A 17360-nucleotide genomic window follows, 5' to 3' on the forward strand; every position below is an offset into this window, starting at 1 on the left:
TCCGGGCTGATCCGTCGCGCCCGGCCCGCGGGCGTGTCCTGCCGCTCGCGCGCGCCCGCGCTGCCTAGCCTATGAGTCACTCCACTCACAGGGCTCACACGAGTTCTCACCAGCACCAGGGCACCCGAGGCGGCACCATGGCGAACAGCTTCATCGGCCGGGACATGGCCGTTGACCTCGGCACCGCCAACACGCTCGTCTACGTGCGCGGCAAGGGGGTGCTGCTCGACGAGCCGAGCGTGGTCGCCCTCAACTCCGGCAGCGGCGAGATCCTCGCGGTCGGCCACGAGGCCAAGCGGATGATCGGGCGCACGCCCGACAACATCACCGCGATCCGGCCGCTCAAGGACGGCGTGATCGCCGACTTCGAGGCCACCGAGCAGATGCTGCGGTTCTTCATCACCCGCGTGCACCGCCGCCGCTACTTCGCCAAGCCGCGGATGGTCATCTGCGTGCCGAGCGGCATCACCGCGGTCGAGCAGCGCGCGGTCAAGGAGGCCGGCTACCAGGCCGGCGCCCGGCGGGTCTACATCGTCGAGGAGCCGATGGCCGCCGCGATCGGGGCCGGCCTGCCGGTGCACCAGGCCACCGGCAACATGGTCGTCGACGTCGGCGGCGGCACCACGGAGGTCGCGGTGATCTCCCTGGGCGGCATCGTCACCTCGCTGTCGATCCGCACCGCCGGCGACGACCTCGACGCCGCGATCGTGGCGTGGATGAAGAAGGAGTACTCCCTCATGCTCGGCGAGCGCACCGCCGAGGAGGTCAAGATGACGCTCGGCTCGGCGTTCCCGCTCGCCGACGAGCCCGAGGCCGAGATCCGCGGCCGCGACATGGTCTCCGGGCTGCCGCGCACCGTGGTGGTCTCCAGCGCCGAGGTCCGCCAAGCGCTCGAGGAGCCGCTGCACGCGATCGTCGACGCGGTCCGCACCACCCTCGACCAGACACCGCCTGAGCTGGCCGGAGACATCATGGACCGCGGCATCGTGCTCACCGGCGGCGGCGCGCTGCTGCGCGGGCTCGACGAGCGGCTGCGTCACGAGACCGGCATGCCGGTGCACATCGCCGAGGACCCGCTCTCCTCGGTCGCGCTCGGCGCCGGCAAGTGCGTCGAGGAGTTCGAGGCGCTCCAGCAGGTGCTGGTCACCGAGCCGAGGCGCTACTGATGACCGCACCCGACCGGCGCGAGCGCCGCTGGCGTGCCACCGATCGCCCCGACGACCGCGGACGTCCGCCCGGCTCGCTCGTCGTGGCGCTGCTGCTGGCCTGCGCCACGCTGATCACCCTCGACTACCGCGGCGGCGCCGACTCGCCGCTCGAACCGGCCCGCCGCGCACTCGGCGAGGTCGTGGGCCCCGCAGAGACCGCCGCCGCGGCCGCGGTGCGCCCCTTCACCGCCGTACCCGACTGGTTTCGCAGCCACGACTCGCTCCGCGAGGACCTCGACGACCTCGAGGCCGAGAACGCGGCCCTACGTGCCCAGCTGCGCAGCTCCGGCGTCGACCGCAACCGCCTCGAGGAGTACGACGGCCTGACCACCGCCGCGCGCGACCTCGGCAGGGCGCTGGTCCCGGCGCGGGTGGTCGGCATGGGCCCCTCGCAGTCGTTCTCGCGCACCGTGACCATCGACGCGGGCTCCGAGGCCGGGCTGACCCCCGACCTCACCGTGCTCAACGACGACGGCCTGGTCGGTCGCATCCTGCGGGTCACCCGCACCACGGCGACCGTGCTCCTGATCGTCGACCCCGGCTCCACCGTCGGCGGCCGGGTGGGCGACAGCATGGAGGTCGGCTTCCTCACCGGCCGTGACGAGATCGGCGACGGCGGGCTGCTCGACCTCGAGCTCGTCGACGAGTCGGTGGTGCCGGCCCGCGATGCCCCCGTGCTGACCTGGGGCAGCGAGGGCGGCGCGCCCTATGTCGCCGGGGTGCCGATCGGGCGGGTCACCCGGGTCTACAGCGACGTGCGCGAGACCACTCAGCGCGCGGTGATCGAGCCCTACGTCGACTTCGGCGCCCTCGACGTCGTCGGGGTCGTGGTCGCCTCGGGCAGCGACTCCGACCGGGCCGTGGTCGAGGCCGACGGGAGCCTGCGATGAAGCACCCCGCGACGCCGCTCGCGTCCCCCGCTGCGCTCCTCCCGCTCACGCCGCCGCGGGGACCCCGGAACCACCCCACGATGCTGGCCGGGCGGGTGAGCCAGCGGTGACGGGCGTGCGGATCGTGCTCTCCGCGCTCGCGCTGGCCGTGGCACTGGTGCTGCAGGTCACGGTCTTCTCCCACCTGGCCTGGCAGGGGGTGGTGCCCAACCTGTGTCTGCTGCTGGTGGTCGCCACCGCCCTCGTCCGCGGCGCCCAGCCCGCCATGCTGCTCGGCTTCGCCGGCGGACTGCTGCTCGACCTCGCCCCACCCGCCGACCACGTCGCCGGCCGCTGGGCGCTGGCGCTGGTCCTGGTCGGCTACGTCGCGGGCCGGATGCGTCAGGACACCCGGCCCACCGCCGTCGCGGTGGTCGCGACCGTGGCTGCCTGCTCGTTCGTGGGCACGTCGGTGTTCGCGCTCTCCGGGCTGCTCCTCGAGCCGCACGCACCCGGCGTCCCGCACCTGCTCGCCGTGATCGGCGTGGCCGTGGTCTGGGACGTCGCACTGACGCCCTTCGTGCTGCCCGCCGCGATGGCCGGCTTCCGACGGCTCGACCCGCAGCGGGTGCCCGCCTGATGGCCGCCCGGCCCGACCCGGGCACCGCGTCGCGCAAGAGCCGCCTGCGCCTGGTCGTGGTGCAGGCCCTGGTGTTCTCGCTGTTCGCCACGCTGTTCGCGCGGCTCTACTACCTCCAGGTGGTCAGCGGTGAGGAGTACACCGCCCAGGCCGCCTCGCAGTCGGTGCGCGACATCGTCGTGCAGCCGCAGCGCGGGCTGATCGTCGACGCCCAGGGCCGCCCGCTGGTCACCAACCGCACCGCGTGGGCGGTCTCGGTCGACCGCACCGTACTCGGCAAGCTCGACGAGGCCAAGCAGGCCAAGCTCCTCGACCGGCTCGGCGAGGTCGTCGGCGTGCGCCCGTCGCGCATCGCCGCCCGGCTGCTCGACTGCGGAGACGACGGCAGCACCCCCGGCACCTGCTGGAACGGCTCGCCCTACCAGCCCGTCCCGGTGGCCACCGACGTCGACAAGGCCGTCGCACTGCGCATCCGTGAGCAGCCCGAGGACTTCCCGGCGGTGCTGGCCGAGGAGCAGACGGTCCGCGACTACCCGCGCCCCTTCGGCCTCAACGCGGCCCACCTGCTCGGCTACCTCAGCCCGATCACCGAGGAGGAGTTCGACGCCGCCCAGGAGTCCGGCGACCGCTCGGTCAACGGGGCCTCCGCCGTCGGCCGCGCGGGCCTGGAGAAGCAGTACGACCGCTGGCTGCGCGGCATGCCCGGCTACCGCAGCGTCGCGGTCGACTCGATGGGCCGGGTGCTCGGCGACGACGGCGAGGTCGAGAGCCAGCCCGGCGACACCCTGGTCACCTCGATCGACGCCAAGGTCCAGGGCGTGGTCGAGCGTCAGCTGGCCGACACCATCACCACCGCACGGCAGACCCGCGACACCGTCACCGGCCGCAACTACGTGGCCGACTCCGGCGCTGCCGTGGTGCTGGAGGCGCGCACCGGCAGGGTGGTCGCGATGGCCAGCCAGCCGACGTACGACCCCGGCGTGTGGGTGGGGGGCATCTCCGAGCGGCAGCTGCGCCGGCTCTACTCCGAGGCCGCCGGCACCCCGCTGCTGTCCCGAGCCACCCAGGGCCAGTTCGCGCCCGGCTCGACCTGGAAGCCGTTCATGACCGCGGGCGCCCTCACCAACGGCTACGGCACCGACACCCGGCTCGACTGCTCCTCGGGCTTCGCCGTGGGCAACCGGGTGTTCAAGAACTACGAGTCCGGTGCCTACGGCTACATCGGCTTCGACAAGGCCCTCGAGGTCTCGTGCAACACCTTCTTCTACCGCGTCGGCTTCGACTTCTGGCAGCGGTTCGGCTCCGACGTGGCCGACGTCGACGCCCGTGACCCGCTCGTCGAGGAGGCCCAGGAGTTCGGCTTCGGCGCCGAGACCGGCATCGACCTGCCCGGCGAGGCCCCCGGCCGGATCGCCGACCGGCAGTGGAAGCGCGACTACTACGAGTCGATGAAGGACTACTACTGCGGCATCGCCGAGCAGCCGCAGGACCACCCCGACAACGAGGGGATCAGCGACTTCGTCTACCTGTTCGCGCGAGAGTTCTGCGTCGAGGGCTACGCCTACCGGGCCGGCGACGCGGTCAACTTCTCGATCGGCCAGGGCGACACGATCGTCACGCCGCTCCAGCTGGCCCGGGCGTACGCCGCGCTGGTCAACGGCGGCGACCTCTACGCGCCGCGGGTGGCCAAGGCGATCGTCGCCGCCGATGGGCGGCTGCTGCGACGGGTGCCGCCGAAGAAGGTCGGCACCGTCGACGTCCCGCAGCGGGTGCTCGACTACATCGACACCGCCCTGAAGGGCGTCACCCGGCAGGGCACGATGGCCTGGCGGATGGGCGGCTTCCCGCTCGACGACGTGGTGGTCCGCTCCAAGACGGGCTCGGCCGAGGTGCACGGCAAGCAGTCGACGTCGTGGGTGGCGTCGTACTCCGAGGACTACGTCGTGGTGATGATGGTCAGCCAGGGCGGCACCGGCTCCGGCACCTCCGGCCCGGCGGTCCGGGCGATCTGGGAGGCGCTCTACGGCATCGAGGGCGATCAGGTGCGCCCGGAGCGGGCCGCGATCCCCGGCGTGGTCGCCTCCGACCGGCTGCCGACGTTCCTGCGCGACGGCTCGATCATGCCGCCCGCGCGGCGGGAGGACTGAGATGGCTGCTCCACGACCAGCTGCGCGCATCGCTCGGCTGCGTGCCCCCGGCGTCGACTGGCTGCTGATGCTGGCCACCTCGGCGCTCGTGGTGGTCGGCACGCTGCTGGTGTGGTCGGCCACCAGCAACCGCGATGCGCTCACCGGGGGCGACCCGCGCGCCTATCTGGAGAAGCACGTCGTGAACGTGGCCATCGGCGTGGTGCTGATGGTGCTGGTGATGGCCACCGACCACCGCTGGGTGCGGATCGTCGCGCCGCTGGTCTACCTCGCCTCGCTGGTGGGACTGGTGCTCGTGCTGACCATGGGCACCACGATCAACGGTTCGCGTTCGTGGGTGCAGGTGGCCGGCATGTCGATCCAGCCCTCGGAGTTCGCCAAGCTCGCGGTGGTCATCGGCATGGCGCTGGTCGTCGCCGAGCGGGCCGAGGGCCGGTGGCGGGCGCGGGTGGGCAGTGTCGAGGTGCTCGGCATGCTGGCGATCGCGGCGGTCCCGACCGTGCTGATCCTGCTCCAGCCCGACCTCGGCACGATGCTGGTGCTCTCGGCCACGGTGTTCGGGGTGCTCGCGGTGGCCGGCGCGCCGCGGCGCTGGCTGCTGCTGTTGGCCGGCGGCGGGGCGGCCGCGGCCGTGGCCGCCGTCGCGGCGGGAGTGCTCGAGGACTACCAGGTCGACCGGTTCCTCGCGTTCACCGACCCCGACCTCGACCCCCGTGGCGCCGGCTACAACGTCGAGCAGGCACGCATCGCGGTCGGCAACGGCGGCCTGTTCGGCCAGGGCCTCTTCGACGGGTCGCAGACCCGAGCCGGCTTCGTGCCCGAGCAGCACACCGACTTCATTTTCACCGTCGCGGGGGAGGAGCTCGGCCTGGTCGGCGCCGGAGCCCTGATCGGGCTGCTGGTGGTCGTGCTGTGGCGGGCGCTCGCCATCGCCTACCGCACCGACGACGTGTTCGGCCGGGTGGCCGCGGCCGGGATCGCCTGCTGGTTCGGCTTCCAGGCCTTCCAGAACATCGGCATGTGCCTGGGCATCATGCCGGTCACCGGCGTGCCGCTGCCGTTCGTGTCCTACGGCGGCAGCTCGATGTTCGCCAGTCTCCTCGCGGTGGGGCTGCTGCAGAACATCCACCTGCGCAGCACGACCCCCGAGCCGGCCCGCTACACCGCGGCGCCCCGGGTGCTCACCGTCCGCTGAGCCCGGAGCCGGTCGAGGCCTGGCCGGCGACCGCCAGCAGCCGGGCCAGCTCGGCTGGACGACTGAACATCGGCCAGTGGCCCGAGTCGAGGTCGACCAGCTCCACCTGGTGCGCGGCGGCCAGCTCGGGGACGTCGCCGGAGTCGATCCACGCCCGCGCCTGCTCGGGGGAGAACTCCGGGCAGACCACGACCACCGGTACGTCGAACCGGCGCTCGTCGCGCAGCCGGACCAGCCCCTTGGTCACGCTGGCCGGCACCGGGACCGCCCGGGCCTCGAACCGGCGCCGTGCGCTCTCGTCGAGGTCGGCGGAGTCGGGGCCCTCGAACGGCTCCCAGCCGGGGAAGGGCACCAGCCCGTCCACCGGCTCGAAGAAGTCGGCGTAGGGCTGGCCGTCGGTCCACGGGAAGCCCCCGATCAGCACGACCGCGCCCACCTTGTCCGGCCGGGCGTCGGCCGCCATCCAGGCCAGCGAGCACGCGGCGGAGTGTCCGACCAGCACCGGGCGTCCGGAGGCGGCGTCCACGGCGGCGACCACAGCCGCCACCTGGTCCTCGAGGGTGGCTGCCCCGGGCCCGGCGCCCTGGCCGGGAAGGTCGACGGGGACGCCGCGCACGCCGGCCGCCGCGAGCGGCGGCAGCACGTCGTCCCATGCGGTCGCGTCGAGCCACAACCCGGCGATCAGGAGCACCTCCGGGTGCGCGCGGCGGTCGGTCTGGTGGGGGGTCGTCTCGGTCATGACACCCACGCTAGGGGTGGTTGCGGACGTTCTGCTTCCGGTATGTCCGGAGCTGGTCCTATCGTGAGGGGGTGCCGGCCGAGGTCAGTCCCACCGCCCGTGCCCTGCGCTGCTTGGCGCTGCTGCAGAGCCGCCCCGGGGTCACCGCCGCCGAGATCGCCGAGCGGCTGGGCGTCACCGACCGGGCCGCGCGCCGCTACGTGCAGATCCTGCGCGAGGCCGAGGTCCCGATCGAGTCGGTCCGCGGACCGCATGGCGGCTATCGGCTGGGCCGCGGCGTCCGGCTCCCACCGGTGCTGTTCACCCAGTCCGAGGCGTTGGCACTCGTGATGGCGCTGCTCGACGGCCGCCGGGGGCCCGAAGGCGAGGGCGATCTGGTCGACGACGCCATGGGCAAGGTGGTGCGGGCCCTGCCCGAGGCGGTCGGGCGGGAGGCGGCGACCCTGCGCGCCTACGCGGCGGCGACGCCGGAGCGGCACTGGAACCGGCCGGATCCGTCGGTGGCCAGCGACCTCGTGGCCGCGCTCGCGGCCCGACGCCGGGTTCGGCTGACCTACCGGGGCGAGTCCGGCACGGAGCGCGAGCTGGAGGTCGAGCCCTGGGCGGTCGTGGCCAGGCACGGACGGTGGTACCTGCTGGGGCACTCCCTGAGCGCCGCAGCGACCCGCACCTATCGCCTCGACCGGGTCCACGCGGTCGCCCAGACCGACCACCCGTGCCGACCTCCCGACGGGCTCGACCCGGTGGCGGCGCTCGAGGAGCAGCTGACCCGTGGCTGGGGGACGCCGACGAGGGTGGTGTTCGAGGCATCCGCCGAGCAGGTGGCGCCGTGGGTGTTCCCGGCCATGGGCCGGCTCGATCCACTGCCCGGCTCCCAGGGCCGGCGGTGCGTGCTCGTCGGCAGCACGCGCAACCCCGCCATGTACGCCGGCGAGTGGCTGGCCCGGGTGCCGTTCGACTTCCGGGTGGAGGGCGGCCCGGAGCTCACCGCGGCGGTCCAGGCGCTCGCCGGGCGGCTGGTTCGGGCGGTCGAGTCACCGTGACGGCCGGACGATCTCCTGCGTGGCGCCACTTCTGCACAAATGTGCGGTGCATGAAGTTGCCGATAGGCCAGGTCCTCCGCGGCTCGCTAGGTTCGCGGCGGGTGCCAACTCGGGCAGCCACCCGACGCGGTCGCGACCCGACCGCGTGATGATCGGAGAACACATGCACAGATCACTCGCATCCCTGCGCCGCACCGGTGGCAGGACGTTCCTGGCGGTCGCGCTGACCGGCGCGGCCGCGGTCGTCGCCGGACCGGCGGCCCCGGCACTCGCCGCTCCCGGCAGCGGAGCCGACGACGGCACCCGCGCCCCGATGATCGGAGCCGAGCGGGCCGGCGCGATCGACGGTCGCTACATCGTGGTGATGAGGAACGGCGTCGGTGCCGCCAAGACCAAGGACGCCCGCCAGGACGCCGTCGCCGAGGGCGCCGACGTCCACTTCCGCTACACGACCGCGATGCGGGGCTTCGCCGCCGACCTGACCCCCGCGGCCGTCGAGGCGCTGCGCGAGAACCCGAACGTCGCCTACCTGGAGGCCGACCGCCGGGTGAGCATCGCGGCCGACCAGACCGGCGCCACCTGGGGCCTGGACCGGATCGACCAGCGGGCCCTGCCGCTGACCACGAGCTACCGCTACGACCGCACCGGCAGCGGCGTCACGGCGTACATCATCGACACCGGCATCCTCACCTCGCACAGCCAGTTCAGCGGCCGCACCGCCGCCGGCTACAGCTCGATCAACGACGGCAACGGCACCACCGACTGCAACGGCCACGGCACCCACGTCGCCGGCACCGTCGGCGGCTCGACCTACGGCGTCGCCAAGGGCGTGACGCTGCGGCCGGTGCGAGTGCTCGACTGCGATGGCTCGGGCACCGACTCCGGCGTGATCGCCGGCGTCGACTGGGTGACCGCCAACCACGCGGCGGGGGCGCCCGCGGTGGCCAACATGAGCCTCGGCGGCGGCGTGTCCTCGGCGCTCGACACCGCGGTGGCCAACTCCATCGCCGACGGCGTCGTGTACGCCGTCGCGGCCGGCAACGACTCGGGTGCCAACGCCTGCAACGGGTCGCCGTCGCGGGTCCCGGCGGCGCTCACCGTCGGCTCGACCACCAGCAGCGACGCGCGCTCGAGCTTCTCCAACATCGGCTCCTGCCTCGACCTGTTCGCCCCGGGCTCCAGCATCACCTCCGCCTGGCACACCGGCACCAGCGCGACGAACACGATCAGCGGCACCTCGATGGCGACCCCGCACGTGGCCGGCGTGGCCGCGCTCTACCTGGAGGCCAACCCGTCGGCATCGGCCTCCTCCGTGGCCTCGGCCGTGGTCGCGAACGCGACGACCGGCGTGGTCGGCAACCCCGGCAGCGGCTCGCCGAACCGGCTGCTGCACTCGCTGTGGAGTGGCGGCACCACGCCGACCGACCCGCCGCCGGCGACCGGCTCGAACCTGCTGGCCAACCCTGGATTCGAGGCGGGAGCCACCTCGTGGTCGCAGACCAGCGGGGTGATCACCAGCTCGGCGAACCGTCCGGCGCGCACCGGCTCGTGGAAGGCCTGGCTGAACGGCTACGGCTCCACCAACACCGACACGCTCAGCCAGTCGGTCACCCTGCCTGCCGGCAAGGCCGCGACCCTGTCGTTCTGGCTGCGGATCGACTCCGCCGAGACCACCACGAGCACCGCCTACGACAAGCTCAGCGTCCAGGTGGTCTCCGGTGGCAGCACCAGCACGCTCGGGACCTTCTCGAACCTGAACAAGGGCTCCGGCTACGTGCAGCGGACCTTCTCGCTGTCCTCCTACGCCGGCAAGACCGTCACGGTGCGGTTCTCCGCCACCGAGGACTCCTCGCTCCAGACCAGCTTCGTCATCGACGACACCTCGGTGACCAGCGGCTGATGCGGACCTGAGCCACAGCCACCACCACGGGCGGGGCCCGGCGGCACACCAGCCGCCGGGCCCTGTCTGACGCCCGGGCCGGTGGTCGGTGGTCGGTGGTCGCGCCTGCCGAGACCCGGTCTACGGCTGCACGGACAGGAAGAGGAACGCGGCGAAGAGCACCAGGTGGACGACTCCCTGGAGGGTCTTGGCCCGGCCCTGCACGACCGTGAGCACGCTGACCACCACCGAGAGCGCGAGCAGCACCAGGTGGGTCGGCTCCAGCCCCAGCACCAGCGGGCCCTCGAGCCAGATCATCGCGATCGCGATCGTGGGGATGGTCAGCCCGATCGAGGCCATCGCCGAGCCGTAGGCGAGGTTCAGGCTGATCTGCACCCGGTCGCGCGCCGCGTTGCGGACCGCGGCGATCGACTCCGGGGCCAGGACCAGCAGCGCGATCACGACGCCGACCACGGCGTAGGGCAACCCCAGGGCGCCCACGGCGTCCTCGATGGTGGGGGAGAGGAGCTTGGCCAGCCCGACGACCGCGACCAGCGACACCAGCAGCAGTCCGAGGCTGATCAGCGCGTCGCGGGTGGGCGGCGGGTCGGCGTGCTGGTCGCCGTCCTCGTCGAGCAGGCCGGTCATCCGGCCGTACTCGTCGCTGGTGACCGGCACGAAGAAGTCACGGTGCCGCACGGTCTGGGTGAACACGAACGCGCCGTAGAGCATCAGCGACGCGACGGCGGCGAAGGCCAGCTGGGAGGCGGAGTACTCGAGTCCGGCGCCGGAGGTGGTGAAGCTCGGCAGCACCAGGGTGACCCCCGCGAGCGCGATCACGGTCGAGAGCGCGGCGCCGGTGCCGGAGGCGTTGAAGCTGACGAGGTGGTGCTTGAGGGCGCCGATGAGCAGCGAGATGCCGACGATGCCGTTGACGGTGATCATCACCGCCGCGAAGACGGTGTCGCGGGCGTAGGTGCTGGCGCCGGACCCGCCGCCGGTCATCAGCATCACGATCAGGCCGACCTCGATCACGGTGACCGCGACCGCGAGGATCAGTGAGCCGTAGGGCTCACCGACCTTGTGCGCCACCACCTCGGCGTGGTGGACCGCCGCCAGCACGCTGCCGACGAGCGCGGCCGCGATCGCCACGCGCACCACCACCGGGTCGTGCTCGACCCAGGTGACGGCCAGCAGCAGCAGCGCGACCACCGGCACCACGAGCGTCCAGCTGAACCTGCCGCGCACCCCGGTCATCACCACGTGGTGAATGTAGGGCCGAGCGCCAAGGCGGCGGCCGAGGGGGCGAGGGTCCGCGGGGACTGCGTCCGTTGGCCTCCGGCGCGTACCCTTGGCGGCGCTCCCCGACCCCGATCCCACGAGGAAACACCTGTGTCCGTGACCGGTCTCGACACCCGAGCGCCCGAGTCCGTCTTCCCGCGGCTCGAGCCCAAGCTGCCGGGAGTGTCCAAGCCGATCCAGTACGTCGGCGGCGAGCTGAACTCGACCGTCAAGGACTGGGACTGCGGCGCCGGCGACTCCGGCGAGGGGCAGACCGTCCGGTGGGCGCTGATGTACCCCGACGCCTACGAGGTGGGGTTGCCCAACCAGGGCGTGCAGATCCTCTACGAGGTGCTCAACGAGCGCGACTGGATCATCGCCGAGCGCACCTACGCCGTGTGGCCCGACATGGAGAAGGTGATGCGGGAGGGCGACCAGCAGGGGCCGATCCCGCAGTTCACCGTCGACGGGCACCGCCCGGTCGCCGCCTTCGACGTCTTCGGGCTCAGTTTCTCCACCGAGCTGGGCTACACCAACATGCTCAACGCACTCGACCTGGCCGGCATCCCGCTGCACGCCGCCGACCGCACCGACGAGCACCCGGTGGTGCTGGCCGGCGGTCACGCCGCGTTCAACCCCGAGCCGATCGCCGACTTCCTCGACGCCGCCGTGCTCGGCGACGGTGAGGAGGTCGTGCTGGCGATCTCCGAGGTGGTGCGCGAGTGGAAGGCCGAGGGGCGTCCGGGCGGGCGCGAGGAGCTGCTGCGCCGGCTCGCGGTCAGCGGTGGCGTCTACGTGCCGCGCTTCTACGACGTGGCCTACGGCGAGGACGGCGCGATCGAGGCGGTCGTGCCGAACCGGCCGGGCATCCCGTTCCGGGTGCGCAAGCACACCCTGATGGACCTCGACGCGTGGCCCTACCCGCGCAAGCCGCTGGTGCCGCTGGCCGAGACCGTGCACGAGCGGTTCAGCGTCGAGATCTTCCGCGGCTGCACCCGCGGCTGCCGGTTCTGCCAGGCCGGCATGATCACCCGCCCGGTGCGGGAGCGCTCGATCTCCACGATCGGCGACATGGTCGAGAACGGCGTCCGCTCCACCGGCTTCGAGGAGGTGGGACTGCTCTCGCTCTCCAGCGCCGACCACACCGAGATCGGCGACGTCGCCAAGGGCCTGGCCGACCGCTACGACGGCACCAACGTCTCGCTGTCGCTGCCCAGCACCCGGGTCGACGCCTTCAACATCACCCTGGCCAACGAGTTCTCCCGCAACGGGCGGCGGTCGGGTCTGACCTTCGCCCCGGAGGGCGGGTCGGAGCGGATGCGCAAGGTGATCAACAAGATGGTCACCGAGGACGACCTGATCCGCACCGTCGCCGCGGCGTACTCCCACGGCTGGCGGCAGGTGAAGCTCTACTTCATGTGCGGGCTGCCGACCGAGACCGACGAGGACGTGCTGCAGATCGCCGAGCTGGCCAAGCGGGTGATCGCGACCGGCCGCGAGGTCTCGGGCCGCAACGACATCCGCTGCACCGTCTCGATCGGCGGGTTCGTGCCCAAGGCGCACACGCCGTTCCAGTGGGCCGCGCAGCTCGACCACGAGACCACCGACGAGCGGCTGAAGAAGCTGCGCGACACCGTCCGCGACGACAAGCGGTTCGGGCGCGCCATCGGCTTCCGCTACCACGACGGCAAGCCCGGCGTCATCGAGGGCCTGCTCTCGCGCGGCGACCGTCGGGTCGGCCGGATCCTCGAGGAGGTGTGGCGCGACGGCGGGCGGTTCGACGGCTGGAGCGAGCACTTCTCCTTCGACCGGTGGGTGGCCGCCGCCGAGCGGGCTCTCGCCGGCACCGTCGTCGACCTCGACTGGTTCACCATCCGCGAGCGCGACTACGACGAGGTGCTGCCCTGGGACCACCTCGACTCCGGTCTCGACAAGGACTGGCTGTGGAGTGACTGGGAGGACGCCCTCGCGGTCGCCGACGGCAGCGCCGACATCGAGGTCGAGGACTGTCGCTGGACGCCGTGCTACGACTGCGGTGTCTGCCCGGAGATGAACACCGAGATCCAGATCGGCCCGACCGGGCAGAAGCTGCTGCCGCTCAGCGTGGTGTAGCCGCCGGGACGTGCCAGAATCCCGGCCGTGCCCCACCTGAGGGATCTCGCGTCCCGGAAGCTCTGGCGGCTCACCGGCCGGGAAGTCGATCTCGGGGACGGTGAGGCCTGGCTCAACGCCCCGATGAGCCGCTCGGAGCGGGTCGCGGACGGCTGGCTCGAGGCCGAGGCGGCTCACCGCGGCTGGTCGCTGGAGCCCGACGACCCGCGCGCGGGTCTGCTGCCGTCGATGGCGGCGCTGGACGGGCCCGGCTTCGACTCCACCCGCCTCCGGCCCGAGATCCGCGACTTCTACGAGCACACCGCGATGTGGGACATGGAGGTGTGGAGCAGCTGGTCGCCGCTTCTCTGGCCCGCCGGGGAGCTGATCGCACGCCTCTACAGCCGGCGGGTGGAGCAGCTCGCACTGCCGATGCGGCCCCTCGACGTCGCCCACGGCATGGACAGCCGGGTCACCGTGGTCCGCGACCGTGACGGCCGCCAGGTCTCGGCCGCCTGGCTGCGCACGCTGCGCAGCAGCGGCCGCCACGTCTTCAGCGGCAACTACGCGACGCGCACCCTGCCCGGCGCCGACCGGCCCAGCGTGCACGTCGCGTTCCCGCTCGAGTCGGGCAACGTGCAGGTCTTCCTGCACCCCTCGGTCACCGACGGCGGCGGGTTGCTCCTCGAGTCGCCGCGGGGCCGGTTCGGGCAGGACGGCGCCTACGTCGTGGTGCGCGACGGCCGGGACGGCCGGCACTTCGCGGCCCGGGTGCCGCTGCACGAGACCTTCCACGTCCACGTCGACGCGCGGGGCGTGCTGCGCACCGACCACGAGCTGCGCTTGCGTGCGATGCCGGCGGCGCGGCTCCACTACAAGCTGGAGCCGGCGTCGTGAGCATCCACTCGTTCCACCTCGCCGAGCTGCCCCGCCGGATGACGGCGCGGGCGCTCGTGCGCCCGCCGTCCGGTCGATCCGTCCCGGGTCTGGATGCGTCCGAGCCGCTCGCGTTGATGCGGCTGGGAGCGCCGACGGTGTCGCCGGACCGCCTGCAGTTGGGCCGCATCGCCGTCTTCGCCCAGTGGCGCGACGAGGCTGCGCTCGAGCGATTCCTGGCCGAGGACGCCCTCGGGCGCCACCTCGCCGGGGGCTGGCACGTGCGGCTGGAGTTCCTGCGCCGCTGGTCGGCGCTGAAGGCGTTGCCCGACCTGCCGGCGCGGACCGGCATCGTTCCGCCGGCCCGGTGAGTCACCGCGCCGACCCGTCGATCGTTCCCGCGGGACACGGCGTGTCGCGGGGAATGATCGACGGGTCGCGGGCCGGCTACTCGCCGATCGGGCCGTCGAGCTTCGAGCCGTCGGTGGGGGCGGCCATGCAGGCCAGCTTGTCCCCGCTCTCGGGCTCGTCGGAGTCGGCGAAGGCGATGTAGAAGAGGTCGCCGGCGGCCAGCTGCGGCTGGGCCTCGGGGCTCTGGTCGAGGATCGCCTCGAGGCACAGGTCGATCGCGACGTCCTCGGTGTAGTCCGCGACGTCGTCGTCGCCCAGGCTGACCTGGGCGAGGATCTCGGCGTCGTGGCTGCTCGAGCAGGACACCTCCTCGATGTCGCTGAGCTCGGCGACGTCCTTGTCGTCGTGGAGGCCGCTGGCGTTGACGCAGTCACCGTCCTTGAGGTCGGCAGCCGAGGGGGTGTTGATGCCCACCACGACGGCCAGCACCACGAACCCGATCAGGGCCAGGGCCCACAGTGCGTCGATGATCAGCGCGGTGATAGCCAGCCCCTTGCCGCCGGCCTGGCCCTTCTTGACCCGGACCAGCACCAGGATGGCCAGCACGATCGAGACGATCCACGAGATGCCGACGCAACCGAAGATCGCCAGCACCAGCGCGGCGATCGCCAGACCCTTGGAGGGCTCGCCGCCGGAGGTGCCGCCGTACCCGGGCGGCGGGGGCGCGCCGTACCCGCCCGGCTGCGGTGGGCCGTAGGGGTTGTCCGCGGGCGAACCGTAGGCCGGCTGGCCGTACGGCTGCCCGTAGGGGGGCTGGCCGGGCTGAGGCTGCCCGTACGGCGGCTGCCCGCCCGGAGGCGGCTCGGAGGGCGGCGGCGGCGGAGGTGTGTTCGTCATCGCGTGCAGGATAGGGCCGAAGTGCCCGAGATCATCGAGAAACGGCGCCGGACGCGCCGGAGCGCATCCCGAGCTCGTCCTCGACGAAGCCCGGCCGCGCCGCTCGCAGCCCCACGGCCACCAGCGGCACGACCAGCGCGAGGAGCAGCAGCAGCGGCCAGGTCCAGCCGCCGGTGGCCTCGTGCACCGCGCCCACCGCGAACGGGCCGGGCGCCGCCAGCAGGTAGCCGGCCGACTGGGTGAAGCCCGACAGCGCCGCGGTGCCCGCAGCGGTGCGCGAGCGCAGCCCGATGAGCGTCAGCACCAGCGGGAACGTGACGGTGCCGATGCCGATCAGCACCGCGGCGGGCACCGCCAGCGAGTACGGCGCGAGCAGCAGCAGCACGTAGCCGGCCGGGTAGCAGCCCATCACCGCCGCGAGCACCGCCCGCGGGTCACGACGGCGGGCGGTGGCTGCCGGCAGCCAGAGCGACAACGGGATCGAGGTGGCCGCGACCAGGCCGACCAGGGCGCCGGCCGCCCCGGCGCCGTGGCCCGCGTCGCGCCACAGGGTGGCGAACCAGCCGAAGATCGCGTAGGCCTGCAGCGACTGGAGCCCGAAGAACGCCGCCATCGCCCACCCGAGTCGGGTGCTGGCCACCTCGGCGAAGCGGACGTCGTGTGGCGCGCGGTCCGGTGCGCGGTCGTGGGCGACGAGCGGCACCCAGGGGAGGGCGGCGAGAAGCGCGAGCGCCGCCCATGCCCCGAGACCGGCCCGCCAGCCCCCGAACCCCTCGGCCATCGGCACCGTCAGCGTCAGCGCTGCGGTCAGCCCCACCGCCAGCGCGGCGGTGTAGAGCGCGGTGACTGGGCCGACGCGGTCGGGGAAGTGCAGCTTGACCAGCGAGGGGAGTAGCACGTTGGCCACCGCCATGCCGGCGAGGGCCAGCATGGAGAGTGCGAGGAAGGCAGGCGCACCGCCCACCAGTACCCGGCCCAGCAGTCCGCCGACGACGGCCAGCAGCGCGAGCAGGGTCACCCGGTGGACGCCCACCACCCGGGCGGCGAGCGGCGCCAGCGCCCCGAAGCAGGCGAAGGCCAGGACGGGGAGCGAGGTGAGCAGCCCCGCCGAGGCGGCTGACATGCCCAGGCCGGCGCGGACCTCGGCGAGCACCGGCCCGACGCTCACGGCGGCCGGCCTGAGGTTGAGTGAGAGGAGCAGCAGCCCGGCGATCAGGAGGGCGGCGCTGCGACGGGTCACCTGCCTGATGGTGGCAGGAGGGGTCTCACCTACCCTGTGCGGGTGCGTGAGCAGCCCGAGCAACAGGCCCCACCGGCGCAGCGTCTGCGCATCCGGTACGCCAAGCGCGGGCGGCTCCGGTTCACCAGCCACCGCGACTTCAGCCGGGCCTTCGAGCGGGCGGTGGTCCGGGCCCGGATCCCGATGGCCTACTCCTCCGGGTTCAACCCCCATCCCCGCATCTCCTATGCCAACGCCGCCCCCACCGGGGCGGCCAGCGAGGCGGAGTACCTCGAGATCGGGCTGGCGCAGGTGCTGGACCCGGCGGCGGTCCAGGAGTCGCTGGCCGAGGCACTGCCAGACGGCCTCGACGTCGTGGAGGTCGTGGAGTCCCCGGGCGGCGCGCTGGCCGACCGGCTCGAGGCCAGCCGGTGGTGGGTGGACCTGGTTGCGCCCCCGCTGGAGGCCGAGGCCGCGGTGGTGACCTTCCTGGCCGCCGAGTCCGTGCCGGTCGAGCGGATGACCAAGAAGGGGCTGCGCCAGTTCGACTGCCGTGCCGCGGTGGTGGCCCTGGGCGTCGAGCCACGCGACACGGGATCGCGGCTCGACCTGGTCCTCCGGCACGGCACCCCGTCGGTGCGGCCCGACGACGTGCTGTCCGGCCTGGCGAGCGTCTCCGGCCTCGAGATCGGGTCGGCGCCGCTGCTCACGAGGCTCGCCCAGGGGCCCCTGGACCCCACCACCGGCGAGGTCGGCGACCCGCTGCACTCGCCGCGATAACCGCTTGCGCCGACGCCGTGTGCGATACTCGCCGTGGTCGATGACCCGCGACACGCCCCCGGGTGCGCCGCACGACTCGACCCGACGACGTTCTCGCCGGTCCATGCCGCCTCGTGCGGCCGGGATCGGCACAGTGGAGACGCGT

At 73.0% G+C, this 17360-nt stretch carries 15 protein-coding genes; 11 read left to right on the plus strand and 4 right to left on the minus strand.

Annotation, left to right across the window (positions count from 1 at the left end; genetic code table 11):
* Positions 1-137 precede the first annotated feature (137 nt).
* From D6B71_RS03260 to rodA, 5 genes are all read left to right on the plus strand, one after another.
* Positions 138-1166 (plus strand): rod shape-determining protein, encoded by a 1029-nt coding sequence (locus D6B71_RS03260; RefSeq protein ID WP_206051541.1) that lies wholly within the window; start codon positions 138-140, stop codon positions 1164-1166.
* Entirely contained in the window at positions 1166-2098 is a 933-nt protein-coding gene (gene mreC, locus D6B71_RS03265) for a rod shape-determining protein MreC (RefSeq protein WP_121252017.1), read from the plus strand. The genes D6B71_RS03260 and mreC overlap by 1 nt, the downstream gene beginning before the upstream one ends.
* Positions 2099-2213: 115 nt before the next feature.
* The gene (mreD, locus tag D6B71_RS03270; RefSeq protein ID WP_240641038.1) at positions 2214-2717 is read left to right on the plus strand and encodes a rod shape-determining protein MreD; all 504 of its coding nucleotides are present in this window, start codon (positions 2214-2216) and stop codon (positions 2715-2717) included.
* Complete coding sequence (mrdA, locus tag D6B71_RS03275; RefSeq protein ID WP_121252021.1) at positions 2717-4864, plus strand: penicillin-binding protein 2; 2148 nt, start codon at positions 2717-2719, stop codon at positions 4862-4864. Before mreD ends, mrdA begins: the two co-directional genes overlap by 1 nt.
* 1 nt (position 4865) lies before the next feature.
* Complete coding sequence (gene rodA / locus D6B71_RS03280) at positions 4866-6059, plus strand: rod shape-determining protein RodA (protein WP_121252023.1); 1194 nt, start codon at positions 4866-4868, stop codon at positions 6057-6059.
* Here rodA and D6B71_RS03285 read toward each other — a convergent pair.
* The gene (locus D6B71_RS03285) at positions 6046-6798 is read right to left on the minus strand and encodes an alpha/beta fold hydrolase (protein WP_121252025.1); all 753 of its coding nucleotides are present in this window, start codon (positions 6796-6798) and stop codon (positions 6046-6048) included. The two genes, rodA and D6B71_RS03285, sit on opposite strands and share 14 nt — an antisense overlap.
* Before the next feature lie 71 nt (positions 6799-6869).
* Between D6B71_RS03285 and D6B71_RS03290 the strand changes: the two genes are divergently transcribed.
* Positions 6870-7841, plus strand: a complete 972-nt coding sequence (locus tag D6B71_RS03290) for a helix-turn-helix transcriptional regulator (protein WP_121252027.1) — start codon at positions 6870-6872, stop codon at positions 7839-7841.
* A 163-nt stretch (positions 7842-8004) separates the two neighbouring features.
* Positions 8005-9741 carry a S8 family serine peptidase gene (locus D6B71_RS03295; protein ID WP_240641039.1) on the plus strand — a complete coding sequence of 579 codons (1737 nt, stop codon included), beginning with the start codon at positions 8005-8007 and terminating at the stop codon, positions 9739-9741.
* 120 nt (positions 9742-9861) lie between these two features.
* Here D6B71_RS03295 and D6B71_RS03300 read toward each other — a convergent pair whose 3' ends face one another.
* Positions 9862-10977 carry a calcium:cation antiporter gene (locus D6B71_RS03300; RefSeq protein ID WP_121252029.1) on the minus strand — a complete coding sequence of 372 codons (1116 nt, stop codon included), beginning with the start codon at positions 10975-10977 and terminating at the stop codon, positions 9862-9864.
* Positions 10978-11118: 141 nt separating this feature from the next.
* Between D6B71_RS03300 and D6B71_RS03305 the strand changes: the two genes are divergently transcribed.
* Genes D6B71_RS03305 through D6B71_RS03315 form a run of 3 tightly spaced genes read left to right on the plus strand, consistent with a single transcriptional unit; the run spans position 11119 to position 14339 of the window.
* Entirely contained in the window at positions 11119-13113 is a 1995-nt protein-coding gene (locus tag D6B71_RS03305; RefSeq protein WP_121252891.1) for a TIGR03960 family B12-binding radical SAM protein, read from the plus strand.
* Between the two features lie 27 nt (positions 13114-13140).
* Positions 13141-13989, plus strand: coding sequence for a hypothetical protein (locus tag D6B71_RS03310; RefSeq protein WP_121252031.1), 849 nt, complete (start codon positions 13141-13143; stop codon positions 13987-13989).
* On the plus strand, positions 13986-14339 hold the full coding sequence (locus D6B71_RS03315) for a hypothetical protein (RefSeq protein WP_206051542.1): 354 nt from the start codon (positions 13986-13988) through the stop codon (positions 14337-14339). Before D6B71_RS03310 ends, D6B71_RS03315 begins: the two co-directional genes overlap by 4 nt.
* A 76-nt stretch (positions 14340-14415) precedes the next feature.
* Here D6B71_RS03315 and D6B71_RS03320 read toward each other — a convergent pair whose 3' ends face one another.
* Both D6B71_RS03320 and D6B71_RS03325 read right to left on the minus strand, forming a co-directional pair.
* Positions 14416-15216, minus strand: a complete 801-nt coding sequence (locus D6B71_RS03320; RefSeq protein ID WP_121252033.1) for a DUF4190 domain-containing protein — start codon at positions 15214-15216, stop codon at positions 14416-14418.
* Positions 15217-15247: 31 nt separating this feature from the next.
* Complete coding sequence (locus D6B71_RS03325) at positions 15248-16456, minus strand: MFS transporter (RefSeq protein ID WP_240641040.1); 1209 nt, start codon at positions 16454-16456, stop codon at positions 15248-15250.
* A 36-nt stretch (positions 16457-16492) separates the two neighbouring features.
* On the opposite strand from D6B71_RS03325, the gene D6B71_RS03330 reads away from it, so the two are divergent.
* Positions 16493-17215 (plus strand): TIGR03936 family radical SAM-associated protein, encoded by a 723-nt coding sequence (locus tag D6B71_RS03330; protein WP_420846285.1) that lies wholly within the window; start codon positions 16493-16495, stop codon positions 17213-17215.
* Positions 17216-17360: the final 145 nt, after the last annotated feature.

This window comes from Nocardioides ferulae (genome assembly GCF_003660455.1).
Lineage (GTDB): Bacteria > Actinomycetota > Actinomycetes > Propionibacteriales > Nocardioidaceae > Nocardioides > Nocardioides ferulae.

What these genes read in the sequence shown, in the direction of transcription:
- D6B71_RS03260 (WP_206051541.1), top strand. Translation starts at nt 138, where the DNA reads ATGGCGAACAGCTTCATCGGCCGGGACATGGCCGTTGACCTCGGCACC.
- mreC (WP_121252017.1), top strand. Translation starts at nt 1,166, where the DNA reads ATGACCGCACCCGACCGGCGCGAGCGCCGCTGGCGTGCCACCGATCGC.
- D6B71_RS03300 (WP_121252029.1), bottom strand. Translation starts at nt 10,977, where the DNA reads ATGACCGGGGTGCGCGGCAGGTTCAGCTGGACGCTCGTGGTGCCGGTG.
- D6B71_RS03320 (WP_121252033.1), bottom strand. Translation starts at nt 15,216, where the DNA reads ATGACGAACACACCTCCGCCGCCGCCGCCCTCCGAGCCGCCTCCGGGC.
- D6B71_RS03285 (WP_121252025.1), bottom strand. Translation starts at nt 6,798, where the DNA reads ATGACCGAGACGACCCCCCACCAGACCGACCGCCGCGCGCACCCGGAG.
- D6B71_RS03295 (WP_240641039.1), top strand. Translation starts at nt 8,005, where the DNA reads ATGCACAGATCACTCGCATCCCTGCGCCGCACCGGTGGCAGGACGTTC.
- rodA (WP_121252023.1), top strand. Translation starts at nt 4,866, where the DNA reads ATGGCTGCTCCACGACCAGCTGCGCGCATCGCTCGGCTGCGTGCCCCC.
- mrdA (WP_121252021.1), top strand. Translation starts at nt 2,717, where the DNA reads ATGGCCGCCCGGCCCGACCCGGGCACCGCGTCGCGCAAGAGCCGCCTG.